The organism is Bradyrhizobium sp. DOA1 (genome assembly GCF_001593325.1).
Classification (GTDB): domain Bacteria; phylum Pseudomonadota; class Alphaproteobacteria; order Rhizobiales; family Xanthobacteraceae; genus Bradyrhizobium.
This window is the reverse complement of record NZ_JXJM01000001.1, coordinates 2,904,642-2,921,214: the sequence shown is the minus strand read 5'-3', so window position 1 is coordinate 2,921,214 and position 16,573 is coordinate 2,904,642. Positions and strand designations below refer to the sequence as shown.

The window sequence follows — 16,573 nt, the reverse complement described above, 5'->3', positions numbered from 1 at the left end:
GCTCTCCCGGGAGCCGAATTCCTTCTGGCCTCCCTCACCCTCACGGAATTCACCGGCCCCGCGCCGGTTGACGCTAGTGCCGCCTCCGCAAGAGCTTGACCGTAGCAACGACGGCCAGGACCACACGGTTTTGCCGTACGCACGGCCCGTTGGCGCCACAGGGTCCGCGGGCGTTGTGCACGTTGCCCTCGGAATATGACGCGACGAACCTGACAGCGCCGCTCGTCCACGCGATGCGAAGGGCTCACGGAGAGCAATCCGCCCTGCCCTTGGCTTTCGCGCACGACGCTGCTGCGTCCACCGCAAGCCCGGCTCTGCGATCACACGACAACATGACCGCCCCTCAAGGGTGAGCCGGGATGGACAACACATACGCCGTTTCCGAATTTCGGTAAAGCGGAATATTTTTCCCAAACTGGATTGACAGAGGGCGACACAGGCGCGGCGGCAGGAAGACCACTCAGGCCGACATCGCTTCCTTGCGCCGGAGCGGATCGGCTAGACGAACGATCTCGCAGGCGGCGACGAGGCCGGCGAGCCAGGCGGCACTGGTCAGCCCGATGCGGGTCACGATGGCCGCCGTGAAGGCGCCCTCGCCGCCCAGCAACGGCGTCACGGCAAGCAGCGCGAGCTCATAGGTCGCATAGGCGGCAACGAGCGTGACGGCCAGCGTCAGCGCCGTGCGGCCCTGCGGCAGCGTCCGCAGCACGGCGGACGACACCGCAGTCGCCAGCAGTGCAGCCGCGCCCATCGCAAGGCCCCAGGCCATGGTTCCGCCGTCCACGGGATAATGCAGCGCGCCGAAGCCGATGCTTTGATTCACGAGCCACGCGCCCATGACGACGAGCAGTGCCGGACGCAGCGGCAACATCGCGGCCGCGAGAACCGCGAAGGCCGCAAAGGGCGTCGCGCAAGCCAACGCGAAGCTCGCGAGCACGCACGACGCCGTCAGCAGCGCAAGGCAGAACAGCGGCGCAAGGCGTGGCGGCACAGGATGAAGCCGCAAACGGTCGGCGTGATATGGCAGGATGCGAGCGGTCATGATTGAACTCCTGAGCGCAATCCTAGCACACTCGTCCAGACATGAACCGTCTCAGAAACGACACGTCGTACCATTGAGAGCGGCAGGTTCCGATTGCGTACCAGGTGCTCAGGTCCGGCCCCTTTGGCGCTGGGCCTGGGCCCAGGCGACGGCGACGTCCCGCGGTGGGACGTCGATCCGCTTGATCGGTGTCAACTCGCCGGAGGCCGAGACGATCGCAGTCTCCTCGCGGCGGCAGCGCGGGCACACGAAACGGACCTCGTGCGGGGATGCCGACCAGCTTGAACGTTTCACGTTGGCGGCCATCGGCCAGGCATCGCATTGCGAGCACGATACCAAGAACCGGCCGGGATCGAGCATACCCATTCCATCGGACTCCGCGTCCTGCCCGCTCCTTCAATGATTAATCCATGTGAATCGTTCCGGTGCCCCAGCACCGGCAGCGCATGTCTGCTGCGAACCTGTGTTCCGCCGGTCCGCTCAGCGAGCCCCCTTGAGGGTACAGGACGTCGAGCAGGTGACCGTGGTGCCACGATCGCACGCTTTGCAGGCGTCGACGCACTGCTTCATGTCGCGCGGATTGTAGCTGTAGTTTCGCAACGGGCAGGACGAGACCGAGGTCGAGCCAGTGATGTCCTGCCCTTGATCGCAGGCCGCCGTCATGAGCGCAAGCATGATCACTGCAACGAGGCGCATGGGATTGCCCTGTCAGCACGACAACGACACTCGCGTGGAACGCTGCATTGCAACGAACCCCGGCCTTCCCACTACGGGTATCGCCGGTCAGCGACGCCCGCATGCACCCGAGGATGCGCGCCAAACGTTAAGAAGGGATTGCCACCGGTCAGGCCGCAGCTCTGGCTGCAATCACCTGTCGCATATCCACCGCCAGCTGGCGGTACTGTTCGCCGAGCTTCAGGTAGAATTCGCGCTTGGTGCTGTCGGTGGCGAGCTTGGCGATCAGCTCGCATTCGGCGGTGAGCGTCTCGAACCGTTCCAGCCTGTCATGAAGATCGGTCATCGGCGTGTCCCCATCAAACGCCACAAGGGACACTTAACGTAAGCCCGGGAAATAGGTCACGGCGAACATCGTTATCGACTAGAACCGTTTTTTCCCGACTCAGCGATGCCAGCTCGATAACGACGGCTATTTCTGATCCAGCCGCCAAGCTCCGTCCCACCCATTGCCCGGCGAATTGACCTCGAACTGCGCGATGCGGCCGAGCAGCGTACGCGAAGGGCCGTCACCAGGTACCGCTTCAAGCGCTGCATTGAAGGCGACGCGGGCGTCGTCGAAACGCTGCGCACGATAGGCGGCAAGACCTTCGGCATAGTGCGTGCGCAGGTTCTCCTGCGGAATGCTGAGCCCGTGCGCCTTGCTCATCACCTCGAAAATGGCCTTCGGCTCACTCTGGCCGGCCACCGCGAGACGGTCGATCTCGCGCAGTTCAAGGTTCGATCCAATCGCATCCGCCGTGGCCTGCGAGATCAGGATGCGGGTGCCGTAGACCTTGTTGACCACCTCGAGGCGCGAGGCGAGGTTCACGGCATCGCCCATCACGGTGAAGCTCATCATCAGCTCGGAGCCGATGCTGCCGGTCAGCACTTCCCCGGTCGCGATACCGATGCGCAAGTCGCAAGGCACGGGCATGGCACGGATCCCGAGCAGGTCCGGCAATTGCTTCTGGAGCGCGGGCACCTGATCCGCCATGTCGATGGCCGCGTAGCAGGCAAACAGCGCCGGCTCGTCCTCCTCGATAAAGGGCGGGCCCCAATAGGCCATGATGGCGTCGCCGATGTATTTGTCGATGACGCCACGATGGCTCCGGATGGGGCCGGACATCACCGTGAAGTAGTGGTTCATCACCTTGACGAGGCCACGCGGGGTCATGCCCTCGCTCATGGAGGTGAAGCCGCTCATGTCGCAGAACATGATGGTCATCACCCGGCGCTGGCCATCGATGGCGACCTCTGGCCGGTCGATCAGGCCCTGCACGACCTTGGGATCGATGTAGCGGCCGAACGTCTCGCGGATGCGCTCGTTATGACGCAGCTGCTCGATCATGCGGTTGAAGGCGGCCGCGAGCTCGCCGATCTCGTCTTGCGTGGAAACGGTAATGGTCTTGTCGAACCGGCCCGCTTCGACCTCGCGCGTGCCGGCGAGGAGCAGCCGCACCGGCCGGGTGATGCCGCTGGAAACCATCAGTGCAAAGACAAAGCCGACCACAGCAGCTAGGACAGTGACAACGCCCGAAATGATGATCGCCTGATGTTGGCGGCCGATCACCGTCGACGTGGCGGCGAACACCTGCTTGAGCATATCGGCGCGAATGCCGTCGATTTTCTGATTGAACTGGTCGCGCAAGAGGTCGAGATGCTCCAACGTGCCGCGCGCGTCCGGCATTTGCTTGGTATCGATCTGCTTGAGGAGCTTTGCATGGTCCTCAGTCATGCCGCGGCGCAGCTCGGAGACGGCGGTCTCGATGCGGGTATCGATCCGCGCCAGCGCGGCGTTGTCGGATGGGGTCCTCGTATCGTCGAGGATCTCGTTGATGAGCTTTCGCGCGCTCGAGGTCTCCTCCTCGATCCTGAGGTCGGCTTGCTCGAACTCTCTGAGGCGCACGGCATAGGCCTCCTCGTCGGAGGACTCCTGCATCTTCACCATCACCATCCGACGCAGCGCCAGTGACCGCTCCAGCGAGCGGATATTTGCGCGGGCCAGGTTACCGTAAGCGGGGATATAGCGGTTGGTCAGCTCATCAAGCAGGACGCCGACCTGGCTCGACATCACCATCGACAGGACCGAGGTGACCAGCATCAGGACGATCAATCCGAGGGCGATGCCGACAATCTTGCGCCGGATCGACTGGTTGAAAATCGGCATAGGTGCAGGGCAAAGGTTGAAGAAGGGAACGATGGAACTCAATACACCGGAATCGGAGCCGGGAACACGCGCAATCTGGCCGCGCTGACGTCCAGGACCGTGCGCAACCGTCGCGCGAGCCCGGATCGTTAACAAAGGTTAAAGGCGCTGCCTTTTGCGCGATTTCGGAAGTTCCCGAGTTCCTATCCGTATTTTGCCGCATTGTTGCGGGAGCGTGAGGAATGCGAAACGATGTCATGACATCGTTTGGCTGTCGTCTTTGATTCTCAAGCCGCATGTCGTCGCGGACCTTGGTTTGTAATGGTTTCGCAGGGGGACCATGGAATGAACCAGTGCCTACGCTCGCTCGCGTGTGTCGTTACCGTGGCCGCGATGGCCTTTCTTCCCACCGAGCTCGTGGCGAAGAGCAGTCACAAATCATCTGCACCGAAGAAGATGCATGAGGCGAAAGCCGGCAAGCGTCACGCTGCCGCCGGCAAAGCGCGGCACGGCAAGCATGCCGAGGCCAAACGTAAATCGAAGAAAGCGGTCGAGGAGCCTTCGGCCAAGCCGGCACGCGCGCCGCTGACCGGCGATCTTGCCGCGCTGAGGGATGCGATCGACCTCGCGCGCAGGGGCAAGACGGAGGACGCGACCGCCGCGCGCGACCGCATCACGGATCCCGCCGGACAGAAGCTCGCGGACTGGTACATGCTGCGGCACTCCGAGAGCACGGCGAATTTCAAACGCTATGCCGCCTTCCTTGCCGCCAATCCGGACTGGCCGAGCAGAGCTTTCTTGCGCCGCCGCGCGGAGGCGCGGCTGTGGCAGGAGAAGAGCGACGCAGCCACCGTGCACAAATTCACCATGGACCGGCCGACCAGCGCCAAGGGCAAGTTCGCGCTGGCCCGCGTGCTGCTCACGGAAGGCGAGACCGACAGGGCCGCCCGTCTCGTGCGCGAGGCCTGGCGCGCGGACGAACTGTCTGAGCGGAGCGAGGAAGATTCCTACGCCGCGTTCCGCGATCTTCTGTCCGCCGACGATCACCGCGCGCGCATGGACAAGCGCCTGGGCGCCAAGGACTATGACGGTGCAAGGCGCGCGGCCAAACGGCTCGGCGAGGATGCGCTTGCGATCGTGAAAGCCTGCGCGGCCGTCACCGGCAAGTCGAGCAAGGCCAAGGACTATCTCGAGGACGTCCCGGCCCAGGAGCGGCGCGATCTCGGCTACGTGCTGTGCCGCGCCCAATGGCATCTTCAGAACGACCGTATTGACGACGCGGCCGAATTGATCCTCGCCGCCCTGCCCGACACGATGGCCGCGCAGGACACCGATGCCTGGTGGCGCGAGCGGCGCATGTTGGCGCGCAAGCTGCTCGACCAGGGCAAGTCCAAGACAGCCTATGACGTGGTGCGCACGGCCGCGGTGCCGGAAAAGGAAGTCTACCGCGTCGACTACCATTTCATGTGCGGCTGGATCGCGCTGCGCTATCTCGACGACCCCAAGACGGCGATGGTGCACTTCGCATCGATCGACGCAGGCTCGGCCAATCCGATCGCGCTGTCGCGCGCCCATTATTGGCGCGGCCGCGCCGCCGAGGCGATGGGCGCGGCGGCCGATGCGCGCATGAGCTATCGGGCGGCGGCGCGCTACCACACCGCCTATTACGGCCAGCTCGCCCGCGCCAAGCTCGGCCTCGACGGCATCGAGCTGCGTCCGCCCTCGCCCGTGCTGGCCGCCGCCGACACGCCGTCGGCGGACGAGCGCGTGCGCGCGGCCAACATGCTCTACGATCTCGGTGAGCGCGATGTCATGTTCTACTATGCCGAGGATTTCGCCAAGGAGAGCACCGACGCCGCGGCACTGGAAGCGCTCGGCGAGCTCGCCAGGCAGCGCAAGGATGCGCGCGTGATGCTGGAGGTCGGCAAGTCGGCCCTGGCGCGCGGGCTCGCGCTCGACCACTACGCCTTCCCCACCATCGGCATTCCCGAGCACAAGCAGGTCGCACCTGCGATCGAGACCAGCGTGATCTATTCGGTGGCACGCACCGAAAGCTCGTTCGATCAGCGCGACAAGTCGCACGCCAACGCGGTCGGCCTGATGCAGGTGACGCCGGAAGCGGGCCGCGATACCGCCAAGCGCTTCGGCCTGACCTATGACTGGGGCAGGATGGTCTCCGATCCCGTCTACAACACGCAGATGGGAGCCGCCGAGCTCAGCGCGCTGTTCTCGGAATATCGCGGCAACCAGATCATGACCTTCGCCGGCTACAATGCCGGCCGCGGTCGCGTGCGCGAATGGGTGCAGGCGCGCGGCGACCCCAGAGACCCGAAGGTGGACCCGGTCGACTGGGTCGAGCGCATTCCGCTGTCGGAGACCCGCAACTACGTCCAGCGCGTAATGGAGAACGTGCTGGTCTACCGCGCCCGGTTCGAAGACAGCGGCATGATCGCCGGCAAGAGCGATGAGCGCGTGGTGACGAAGGAGGCCGGCGCCGCCGCACCCGTGGCGGCCGCAGCACCCGCTCCCTAGTCGACGCCGCCGGGGCTGGACGCGGCGAGTGCAAGGTTACGTTGCTGCGGCTTCCACGCGAGTGCAGTCGCGTAGCTAGGTGTCACCTCCTTCCAGCTTGATCAGATCGCGACCGTCCAAATATGCGGCGGTCAAGGCTCTTGCGAAGCTCCAGGTCTGGATCGTATAGCTCCAGCACGAGACCGCACCCACGACCGCCAACATCTCGATCATGCTGCCGGCGGCGACCTCGACGTTTCCGGCGGCCGGCCCTGCGCGTCCAGGTATCGGCCATTGCATCGACAGCGTCACGACTTCGCGCCGCCGATAGCAATCGTAGTCACAGTAACGGTGCTGGGTCCGCGCATGGCGGACGTAGCCGGACTGGATCGACCGCGAGCATGTGCTGCACGTCGCCGCGTGTAACGGTGGCTCGTGATTGACCACCACGAATTTCACGACACCGCCCTCATGCGATCTTTCGCGAGCGCCTCGCAGAACAGCCCATAGCACTGATAGTCGCAGTAAGGCAGACGCGTCGCGATCTCGCGGAGATATCCGCCTTCGATCGGCTCGCAGCACTGCAAGCACCAGGTCTGCCGGAACGGCGTCCGGTCATTCACCAGCACGAACGCGAATCTCATGTGGCACCTCCCAAAGCGAAGCAGTAAACGCTGTCCAATGGAGACAGTGCGGGTGGTGGAGCGCAAAGATGATTTCGACCGTCCGGGTTATCCCTGTTTCGCTCCACTTTCTGCGGCGGGATGAGAATGTATCTCCCGTCCTCCCTGCGCCGTGCGTAGATCTGGCCGTCGATGTACTTGATGTCGGTCGGATAGCAGCCAGAACTGTTGCAGCAACTGATGCCGGGATTATCCGGCATGTGCCAGGTCGAATAGAACTTTTCGTGCCCCTGATCCTGGGGCGGGTGCTGGCGATGAACGGCACCCCGTCCCGTCTCCCGCGCCTGGACCGTCGCAATGGAGCCGAGGAGAATGATCCAGCACAAGGGGTTGTGAGAGCGTTTCAACGTACGGGCTCCCGTATCAGAGCTGAACGACGTCAGCCCTCCAACTCAGCCTCACGCGACCTGAGCCCGAAACAACCACCGGCGGTCGCGTTCGCGGCGCGTGCGGAAACCGTCAACGCACTTCTTGGAACAGAGCGCCGTTCGCCAGGAATAGTAGCGGATCAGGCCAAACTTGCCGCCGCACATCGCGCAGCCGTTGACTGAAGAGCAACGTTCGGATCCGGGTAGGCGACCTTCAGGACGTTCCGATGTATCGCACATTGTTGTCTCACCCTGTTGCTTGCGCTTGTGCCGGTTCGTTTCCTTCGACCTCTCGCGGGTCGTGAATTGCCGCGCCGCGGCTACGTATCGAGAAATGCGGTGGCCTCGTCCCTGGTCGTGTGCCGGTCGGTGAGGCGCCTTGGCCGTTCGCTTCAGACCAGTTCTCGTGCGATTGGTGCGATTGACTGGTCGACACTCCCGATGGTCATCAGCCTAGTCCGCCCGCCACGAGTTGCTCAATTGTACGGAGGTAAACGGCCGACATGACTAGGAATGGAGGAGCTATACCTAGGTTTGTCCGGTCGTCGGCTGGGCCTCTCTCGCGCTGACTCCATTCAACGAGACGGCGCAGCATGCATCGGCTGCACGGTCGCCGCGAAAAGAGGGTCGGCGCGGCGCACTCGATGCGCTGCATGACAGCGGCAAAGCAGCCAGTCCGAGGCGAATCTCGTAACGGCCATCCGACTTTGGCCGGAATTGCTCCTCTTGCGGCAACGTGCTCTACTCGTAGACACGCAGAGAGCGCCGGGAGCGTCTGCGATGAAGCCTGGCCGTGCAGCGACGTTCGGGAAGTCAGCCGTGCAGTTCCTCGCCGGCTGCGTCAGGCAGACTGTTGATACGAAGCAGCGCGTCGAGCCTGGTGACGCCGGTTTGCTCGAGTCGGTCAAGCAGTGGCAGCAAGTCTTCGAGCACAACCCCGTCATGTACTTCATGGTCGACCCGGTCGGAACCGTGATCAACGTGAACACTTTCGGGGCCGCGCAACTCGGCTATACGGCCACTGAGTTGATCGGTCGATCAGTGCTGGATGTCTTCTTCGAGGAAGACCGCGACTTCGTCCGCGCATGTGTCGCGCTGTGCCTCGAGACCGTCGATCAGTCCCACACCTGGGAAATCCGGAAGGTTCGCAAGGACGGCTCGGTACTGTGGGTGCGCGAGAACGCCAAGACCATGCTGCGGGCCGATGGCGGGCCGATCGTGCTGGTCGCCTGTGAGAACATCACCGAGCGCAAGGAAGCCGAGAATGCGCTGCGACAGAGCGAGGCTTATCTCGCACAGGCGCAGGAATTGAGCCACACCGGCAGTTTCGGCTGGAGGTCATCAACCGGAGAGATTAGCTGGTCCAAGGAGACCTATCGCATATTCCAATGCGACGAGGGGACCAAGCCTAGAATCCCCTTCATGCTCCAGCGTATTCATCCGGACGATCGGCTCGCGGTGCAACAGACCACGGCTCGGGCTGCGCGAGAGGGCAAGGATTACGATCACGAATACCGACTCGTGATGCCCGACGGCTCCATCAAATATGTCCGGGCCGTGGCCCGGGCGACGCGGGATTCCAACGGTCGCGTGGAGTTCGTCGGGTCGGTAACTGACGTCACGGCGACCAAAGAGGCGGAGCGAAGGCTTCGTGAAAGCGAGCAGCGCTTTCGCGACTACGCCGAAACGGCGTCTGACTGGTTCTGGGAAACGGGGCCCGACCATCGCGTGACCCAGATTTCGGAACACTCCGATACCGTCGCGGCCCCCACCGGCCTGCTCGGGCTCACGCGTTGGGACATTGCGCCCGATGCGAATCTCGAACCGGAAAAATGGCGACAACATCGGGAGGCGCTCGATGCCCACGTCCCGTTCCGCGACCTGGTGTATCGCAGCAGAGACCGCAACGGTCACGCGATCTATGTCCGGACCAGCGGCAAGCCGTTCTTCGACGCGGAAGGCGCTTTTCTGGGTTATCGCGGCGTCTGCACCGACGTGACTGCGGCCATCCGGGCAGATCAGGCCGAAGAGGCGCTACGCAAGGCCCAGACCGAACTTGCCCATGTGACGCGCGTCACGACACTTGGCGAGCTGACAGCTTCAATCGCGCACGAGATCAACCAGCCGCTCGCCGCCGTGATCGCGAACGCCGACGCCTGTCTCTCCTGGCTGCAGCGCAGTCCGCCAGATCTCAACGCGGCCCGCCGCTCCGTGGATTGGATCATCGAGGACGGCAAGCGGGCCAGCGACGTGATCCGCCACGTCCGGGCACTCGCCAAGCGGACCGACATCGAGATGGTGCCGCTCGACGCAAGCGCGGTGGTGCGGGAGGCCGTGGCGCTCGTTCAGCGCGAAATGGCCACTCATGCCGTGTCGGTGCGAATGGAGCTATCATCTGCATTGCCCGAGATCTTTGGCGACCGAATCCAACTGCAGCAGGTCCTGATCAACCTGATCATGAACGGGATCGAGGCTATGGAAGGCGTCGAAGATCGCCCACGCGAGCTGGCAATCCGCTCAGTGGCGGACGGCGACGGCGCGGTGCTGGTGAGCGTCGCCGACTCCGGCGTCGGCATCAGTGAACAGGCGATTGATCGCCTGTTCACGCCGTTCTTCACCACGAAGTCCTCGGGCATGGGCATGGGGCTGTCGATCTGTCGCTCCATCGTCGAGGCCCATGGCGGACGACTTTCCGCCGCTCCGAACCAAGGGCACGGCGCAACTTTCCAGATCACCCTGCCCGTCCATCGAGAGGAAGCATCGTGACCGAACGCGCAGGACCTTCGCCGGCGCAGGAAGACGGCGATGAACCAATCGTCTTCATCGTCGATGACGACGCGTCCATGCGACGTGCGCTCACCAATCTGTTCGAGTCGGTCGGCCTCAAGGTTGAAGCATTCGGCTCGGCACCGCAACTCCTCCAGGCCAAGCCGCCGGAAGTCCCCAGTTGCCTCGTGCTCGACATCCGCCTGCCCGGAGCGAGTGGCCTCGACCTTCAGACCGATCTTGCCAAGGCTAATATCCACACGCCCATCATCTTCATTACCGGTCACGGTGATATTCCCATGACCGTTCGGGCCATGAAGAGCGGCGCGATCGACTTCCTGACCAAGCCGGTTCGTGACCAGGACATCCTGGACGCAGTCCAGGCCGCGATCGAGAGGGACCGCAAGCGCCGCGACCTCAACAGGACAATTTCGACCGTCCGATCACGGTTCGAGTCACTGTCCTCGCGGGAGAGAGACGTATTGTCCCTGGTGACGTCCGGTCTGATGAACAAGCAAGTGGCCGTCCAGCTCGGATTGGCGGAAATCACCGTCAAGATCTATCGCGGCCAGATCATGCGAAAAATGGGTGCGAAGTCGCTGGCCGACCTGGTGAGAATGAGCGAGGCGCTCGGGATTCGGTCCGGCAAGCCCGACATACAAACCTAAGTATGAGTTTCCAATGGTGACCGAGAGGTCCACCCTGCGTGGCCTATGTGCGGCCGCAGCGACGGCAAGCTCAATCCCGAGCGAGGAGCGGACGTCTTGTCGATGGCTTCGGTCATTTCGGTGCTCGACGATGACCCTTACGTGCGGGCGGCGCTCCACAACCTGTTGGAATCGCGCGGGTACATCGTCCACACGTTCGCCTCCGCCGACGAGTTTCTACGATCGACCGTTTCGAGCGACACCTCATGCGTGATCGCGGACGTGCAGATGCCATTGGTCACCGGCATCGACCTGCTGACGCAGATGCGCGCGCAGGGTTCGGCTACGCCGTTCATCTTCATCACGGCCTTCCCGGATGAGAGCGTGCGTGTGCGCGCGCTCAAGGCCGGTGCAATCTGTTTCCTCGGCAAGCCGTTCGCTGCCTCCGATCTGATGCCGTGCCTGGAGCGAGCGCTGGCAGCGGGTAACGAAACCATCGAGTGATTGTACGGGGACGCGCGAACCTGTGGTGACGGCAACCGAGACGATCCTGTTTCGCGCGAAGGCCCGAGATGGCCGCGGTCGCGGCCGCCTCGGGATGAGGGAGAATGATTTGGCGCCCTACGCGAAGCGCGCCCCACCGCTCAATCCACCTTGATATTGGCCGCCTTGATCATCGGCCACCATTTTGCGATCTCGGCCTTCTGGCGCGCGCCGAGCGCTTCGGGCGTGAGCTGGTCCTTGGGCGTCATCTCCAGGCCCTGGCTTTCGAGCTGCTTCCTGACCGCTGGATCGTTCAGCGCTTCCACGGCCGCGGCGTTGAGCTTAGTCACGATCTCCTTCGGCGTGCCCTTCGGCACCCACATGCCCGACCACAGCGTCATGTTGAAGCCTTTCAGGCCCGCCTCTTCCGCGGTCGGAATCTCCGGTGCCGACGGTAGGCGCTTGTCGTCGGTGATGGCGTAGGCGCGGATGGTGCCGGCGCGAACCTGGTTGATGGAGTTGGAGGTCTGGTCGACGATGAGGTCGATCTGCCCCGCGATCAGATCGTTTAGGGCGGGCGCGGTGCCGCGATATGGCACATACTGCAGCTTGATGCCGGAGACGTTCTCGAAATAAACGCCGGCGATGTGGCTACCGGATCCCGCACCGGCCGTGCCGGCGGTCGGCGGCGACGGCCGCGACTTGAGCCACTCGATCAGCTCCTTCAGCGAGGCCGCGGGCACCGCATTCTTGCTGACCACGATCATCGGATTGCTCGGCAGCAGCACCACCGGCTCGAGATCGGCGACGAGATCGTAGCTGAGCTTGTAGACCGCGCCATTGGCGACATGGGTGCCGAGATGGCCGAAGGAGATGGTGTAGCCGTCCGGCGGCGACTGCACCGCGCGGCCGACGCCGATCGAGCCGCCGGCGCCGGTGACGTTCTCGATCACCACGGGCTGCCCCAGCGGCACCCGCATCCGCTCGGCAAGCACCCGCGCCATCGCATCGGACGGCCCGCCGGCCGAGAACGGCACGATGATCGTGATGGGACGCGTCGGAAAATCCTGGGCGCCCGCAGCGCCGGTTACAGCGAGAATACCAATCAGCGCAGCCCAGACGGCCTTCGTCATTATCCTCTCCCCAGCGATGTCGATATTGTTCTTGCCCTTCCCGCGTACGGGAAGAGGAATCATTCGTGGCGCATTGCCGCGCTAGAATTGGGCGTAATCGATCGGCTTATGGCGATCGAGCGTGCGGGTGACCGGCGGCAGCGGGTATTTCAGGCCGGTCGCGCAGTTGAATAGCATCACGCGGTCGTCCTTCGAGACGCGGCCGTCGGCGAGGCTGTCCTTGTAGGCGGCGTAGGTGGCGGCGCCCTCGGGGCAGAGCAAGAGCCCCTCCTCGCGCGCGACCTCATTCAGCGCCGCCGAGATCTTGTCGTCGTCGACCGCAATGGCAAAGCCGTTGCTCTCGCGCACCGCGCGCAGGATGAGGAAATCGCCGATCGCCTGCGGCACGCGGATTCCCGATGCGATGGTGTGGGCGTCCTCCCAGCGCGTCGCATGCTCGGTGCCGGCGTCATAGGCGCGCACCATCGGCGCGCAGCCGGAGGCCTGCACCGCGACCATGCGCGGGCGCTTCGAACCGATGAAGCCGATCTTCTCGAGCTCATCGAACGCCTTCCACATGCCGATCAGGCCGGTGCCGCCGCCGGTCGGATAGAAGATCACGTCGGGCACGTCCCAGCCGAGCTGTTCGGCGAGCTCCAGGCCCATCGTCTTCTTGCCCTCGATGCGGTACGGCTCCTTCAGCGTCGATGTGTCGAACCAGCCGACCTTGGCCTTGCCCTCGCCGACGATCTTGCCGCAATCGTCGATATAGCCGTTGACGCGATAGACGGTGGCGCCCTGCAGCTCGATCTCGCTGACGTTCACCTCCGGCGTATCGGCCGGGCAGAAGATCGTGGTCTTGATGCCGCAGGACGTCGCATAGGCTGCGAGCGCCGCGCCGGCATTGCCGTTGGTCGGCATCGCCATGTGCTTGATGCCGAGCGCCTTGCCCATCGACACCGCCATGACGAGACCGCGCGCCTTGAACGAGCCGGTCGGCAGGCGTCCCTCGTCCTTGACGATGATCTCACCGCCGCCGAGCTTCTTGCCGAGCTTGGGCAGCCTGATCAGCGGGGTGGTCACTTCGCCGAGCGAGACGATGTCCTTGCATTTGCGCACCGGCAGCAGCTCGCGGTAGCGCCACATGTCGCCGGGCCGCTGCGCGAGGGCATCCTTGGTCAGCGCCTTCTTCACGCCAGCGAGGTCGTAGCGGACGAGAAGCGGCTTGCCGGCCTTCGACAGGTTGTGGACCTGGTCGGCGGCGTAGTGATCGCCCTCCATCGCGCATTCGAGATGGGTGACGAAAGTCGGGCGTTCGATGGTGAGGTTGTCGTTGTCGTGCATGGCTTGATTCTTTCTTCTTCCTTATGTCGCCAGTTTCTTGCATCCGTCATTGCCGGGCTTGACCCGGCAATCCGTTCTTGAAGAGCGCGCCGCTTGATGGATGCGCGGGCCAAGCCCGCGCATGACGAGCGGAGATACGCTAGATATTCAGCACCCTTCCATAAGCATCCAGCACCGCTTCCTTCATCATCTCCGACAACGTCGGATGCGGGAAGACCGTGTGCATCAGCTCTTCTTCCGTGGTCTCCAGATTCATGGCGACGACGTAGCCCTGAATCAATTCGGTCACCTCAGCACCGACCATGTGGGCCCCTAACAGCTGGCCGGTCTTCTTGTCGAAGATCACCTTGACCAGGCCCTGGTCCTCGCCGAGCGCGATGGCCTTGCCGTTGCCGACGAAGGGGAAGCGGCCCACTCGGATCTCGCGGCCGCTCTCCTTGGCCTTGGCTTCGGTGAGGCCGACCGAGGCCACCTGCGGCTGGCAATAGGTGCAGCCCGGGATCATGTTCTTGTCCATGGGATGCGGATGGAGGCCCTTGATCGCCTCGACGCAGATCACGCCCTCATGCTCAGCCTTGTGCGCGAGCATGGGGGGACCGGCGACGTCGCCGATGGCGTAGATGCCGGGAATGTTGGTCTTGCCGTAGCCGTCGACCACGATGATGCCGCGGTCGGTCTTCACGCCGAGCTTTTCCAGACCGAGATTCTCGATGTTGCCGACCACGCCGACCGCCGAGATCACCCGCTCGAACTCGGTGGTGACGGGCTTGCCCTTGCCGTCGTCGATGGTGGCGACGACGCTATCGGCCTTCTTCTCCAGCTTGGTGACCTTGGTCGAGGACATGATCTTGATGCCCTGCTTTTCCAGCCGCTTGCGGGCGAGGCCCGCGATCTCGGCGTCCTCGACGGGCAGGATCTGCGGCAGCACCTCGACGACCGTGACGTCGGAGCCCATGGTGTGGAAGAAGGAGGCGAACTCGATGCCGATCGCGCCGGAGCCGACGACCAGCAGCGATTTCGGCATCCGCTCCGGCACCATGGCCTCGAAATAGGTCCAGACCAGCTTCTTGTCGGGCTCGAGTCCCGGCAGCACGCGCGGCCGCGCGCCGGTGGCGACGATGATGTGCTTGGCCTGGTAGGTCCCCTCGCCCAGCGCGCCCTTCGGACCCTCGACGTCGGATTTCTTGACGGTGACCTTGCCGGGTGCGTCGATCGAGGCGGCGCCCCAGATTACGCTGACCTTGTTCTTCTTCATCAGGAATCCGACGCCGTCATTCAGGCGCTTGGAGACGCCGCGCGAGCGCTGCACCACCGCCTTCGAATCGAACGAGACCTTCTCCGCCGAGAGGCCGTAGTCTTTCGCATGCTGCATGTAGTGATAGATCTCGGCCGAGCGCAGCAGCGCCTTGGTCGGGATGCAGCCCCAGTTCAGGCAGATGCCGCCCAGATAGGATTTTTCGACGATCGCGACCTTAAAGCCGAGCTGCGCAGCGCGGATCGCGGTGACGTAGCCGCCGGGGCCGGAGCCGATGATGATGACGTCGAAGGATGTATCGGCCATGGTGGCTCCCGTTCAACTCAAGACGTGACGCCGCGGGCGCGGCGCTTGAAGACAACAAACCTGACCAGCCATTCGATGATCCCGACCAGGACCAGAACGGCCAGCGCGCTCAACACGATGGGTTGAGCGATGTTCCGCGACAAATGCTCTCCCGACAGGAAGGCGGACCGAAGAAAATCGAACCCGATCGGATTGAGCGCGACGACGGCGCCGAGCAGCAGCGATATCCATGGCCAGCGGGTCCGGACATGCAAGGTTGCCCCCTCTGCCCGCCGGGTCAGACCATCATCATGACGGGGTTTTCGATCAGCTGCTTGAACGCGCCGATCAGCTCGGCGCCGAGGGCACCGTCAATGGCACGGTGATCGCAAGACAGGGTCACGCTCATCATGTGTGCGATCTCGATCTTGCCGCCGCGCACGACGGGACGCTCCTCGCTGGTACCAACGGCCAGAATGGTCGCGTGCGGCGGGTTGATCACCGCGGTGAAGTGGCTGATGCCGTACATGCCGAGATTGGAAACGGCGGTGGTGCCGCCCTGATATTCCTCGGGCTTCAATTTGCGGGACCGGGCGCGCGCGGCGAAATCCTTCATCTCGTTGGAGATGCTGGACAGCGTCTTGGTCTCCGCCTTGCGGATGATCGGCGTGATCAGGCCGCCAGGCATCGCAACGGCAACGCCGACGTCGGAATGGTGATGCTTGACCATGCCGCTTTCGGTCCAGCTGACGTTGCAGTTCGGGATCTTCTGCAGCGCAACCGCCATTGCCTTGATGACGAAGTCGTTCACCGAGATCTTGTAGAGCGGCTTCTTCTCCTTGTCCTTCGGCGCGGCAGCGTTGATCTCCTCGCGCGCGGCGAGCAGCTTGCCGATGTCGCAGTCGATGGTGAGATAGAAGTGCGGGACGTTCTGGATCGACGCGGTCAGGCGCTGCGCGATGGTGCGGCGCATGCCATCATGCGGGACGATGTCGTAGGAGCCAGGCTCGAACAGCGACAGGATCTGCTTGTCCGACATGGTCGGCGCAATCGCCGGCGCGCCTGAGGGCGCAGCGGCCGGCGCCTTGAGGCCCTTGCCGGACTTTGCCTGCTCGACGTCGCGCGCGACCACGCGGCCGTGCGGGCCGCTGCCCGTGACCATCGCAACATCGATGCCGGCTTCCTTGGCGAGACGGCGGGCCAGCGGCGACGAA

The 16,573-nt window shown here is 63.8% G+C and carries 16 protein-coding genes; 4 read left to right on the top strand and 12 right to left on the bottom strand.

Going from position 1 to position 16,573, the window contains the following annotated elements; genetic code table 11:
• Positions 1 to 460 precede the first annotated feature (460 nt).
• The 5 genes from SE91_RS13875 to SE91_RS13860 form a co-directional block, all read right to left on the bottom strand.
• Positions 461 to 1,042, bottom strand: a complete 582-nt coding sequence (locus SE91_RS13875; RefSeq protein ID WP_061847973.1) for a hypothetical protein — start codon at positions 1,040 to 1,042, stop codon at positions 461 to 463.
• A gap of 108 nt (positions 1,043 to 1,150) precedes the next feature.
• Positions 1,151 to 1,408: a hypothetical protein gene (locus SE91_RS13870; protein ID WP_061847972.1), complete on the bottom strand. Its 258-nt coding sequence runs from the start codon at positions 1,406 to 1,408 to the stop codon at positions 1,151 to 1,153.
• Positions 1,409 to 1,522: 114 nt separating this feature from the next.
• Positions 1,523 to 1,738, bottom strand: a complete 216-nt coding sequence (locus SE91_RS13865) for a hypothetical protein (RefSeq protein WP_061847971.1) — start codon at positions 1,736 to 1,738, stop codon at positions 1,523 to 1,525.
• Between the two features lie 148 nt (positions 1,739 to 1,886).
• Positions 1,887 to 2,063 (bottom strand): hypothetical protein, encoded by a 177-nt coding sequence (locus tag SE91_RS37035; protein WP_008547284.1) that lies wholly within the window; start codon positions 2,061 to 2,063, stop codon positions 1,887 to 1,889.
• Between the two features lie 126 nt (positions 2,064 to 2,189).
• Positions 2,190 to 3,926 carry an adenylate/guanylate cyclase domain-containing protein gene (locus SE91_RS13860; RefSeq protein ID WP_061847970.1) on the bottom strand — a complete coding sequence of 579 codons (1,737 nt, stop codon included), beginning with the start codon at positions 3,924 to 3,926 and terminating at the stop codon, positions 2,190 to 2,192.
• Positions 3,927 to 4,250: 324 nt separating this feature from the next.
• Between SE91_RS13860 and SE91_RS13855 the strand changes: the two genes are divergently transcribed.
• Positions 4,251 to 6,437 carry a lytic transglycosylase domain-containing protein gene (locus SE91_RS13855; protein WP_061847969.1) on the top strand — a complete coding sequence of 729 codons (2,187 nt, stop codon included), beginning with the start codon at positions 4,251 to 4,253 and terminating at the stop codon, positions 6,435 to 6,437.
• Positions 6,438 to 6,512: 75 nt separating this feature from the next.
• Here SE91_RS13855 and SE91_RS36235 read toward each other — a convergent pair whose 3' ends face one another.
• Together SE91_RS36235 and SE91_RS13845 are read right to left on the bottom strand one after the other, a co-directional pair.
• Positions 6,513 to 6,875 (bottom strand): hypothetical protein, encoded by a 363-nt coding sequence (locus SE91_RS36235; RefSeq protein WP_008547307.1) that lies wholly within the window; start codon positions 6,873 to 6,875, stop codon positions 6,513 to 6,515.
• Entirely contained in the window at positions 6,872 to 7,060 is a 189-nt protein-coding gene (locus SE91_RS13845; RefSeq protein WP_061847967.1) for a hypothetical protein, read from the bottom strand. Before SE91_RS13845 ends, SE91_RS36235 begins: the two co-directional genes overlap by 4 nt.
• Before the next feature lie 1,187 nt (positions 7,061 to 8,247).
• Between SE91_RS13845 and SE91_RS13835 the strand changes: the two genes are divergently transcribed.
• The 3 genes from SE91_RS13835 (at position 8,248) to SE91_RS13825 (ending at position 11,384) form a co-directional block, all read left to right on the top strand.
• Positions 8,248 to 10,233 carry a PAS domain S-box protein gene (locus SE91_RS13835; RefSeq protein WP_061847966.1) on the top strand — a complete coding sequence of 662 codons (1,986 nt, stop codon included), beginning with the start codon at positions 8,248 to 8,250 and terminating at the stop codon, positions 10,231 to 10,233.
• Entirely contained in the window at positions 10,230 to 10,901 is a 672-nt protein-coding gene (locus tag SE91_RS13830) for a response regulator transcription factor (RefSeq protein ID WP_008547314.1), read from the top strand. Before SE91_RS13835 ends, SE91_RS13830 begins: the two co-directional genes overlap by 4 nt.
• 96 nt (positions 10,902 to 10,997) lie before the next feature.
• On the top strand, positions 10,998 to 11,384 hold the full coding sequence (locus SE91_RS13825) for a response regulator transcription factor (RefSeq protein ID WP_060737748.1): 387 nt from the start codon (positions 10,998 to 11,000) through the stop codon (positions 11,382 to 11,384).
• A 140-nt stretch (positions 11,385 to 11,524) separates the two neighbouring features.
• On the opposite strand, the gene SE91_RS13820 is transcribed toward SE91_RS13825, so the two are convergent.
• From SE91_RS13820 to SE91_RS13800, 5 genes are all read right to left on the bottom strand, one after another.
• Positions 11,525 to 12,496, bottom strand: coding sequence for a tripartite tricarboxylate transporter substrate binding protein BugD (locus tag SE91_RS13820; protein ID WP_061847965.1), 972 nt, complete (start codon positions 12,494 to 12,496; stop codon positions 11,525 to 11,527).
• A gap of 81 nt (positions 12,497 to 12,577) precedes the next feature.
• The gene (locus SE91_RS13815) at positions 12,578 to 13,819 is read right to left on the bottom strand and encodes a threonine synthase (protein WP_061847964.1); all 1,242 of its coding nucleotides are present in this window, start codon (positions 13,817 to 13,819) and stop codon (positions 12,578 to 12,580) included.
• Between the two features lie 139 nt (positions 13,820 to 13,958).
• Positions 13,959 to 15,380, bottom strand: coding sequence for a dihydrolipoyl dehydrogenase (lpdA, locus tag SE91_RS13810; protein ID WP_061847963.1), 1,422 nt, complete (start codon positions 15,378 to 15,380; stop codon positions 13,959 to 13,961).
• Positions 15,381 to 15,397: 17 nt separating this feature from the next.
• Positions 15,398 to 15,523, bottom strand: a complete 126-nt coding sequence (locus tag SE91_RS38140; RefSeq protein ID WP_349540747.1) for a hypothetical protein — start codon at positions 15,521 to 15,523, stop codon at positions 15,398 to 15,400.
• 134 nt (positions 15,524 to 15,657) lie between these two features.
• On the bottom strand, positions 15,658 to 16,573 hold a 916-nt coding region (locus tag SE91_RS13800; RefSeq protein ID WP_061847962.1), incomplete at its 5' end, for a 2-oxo acid dehydrogenase subunit E2.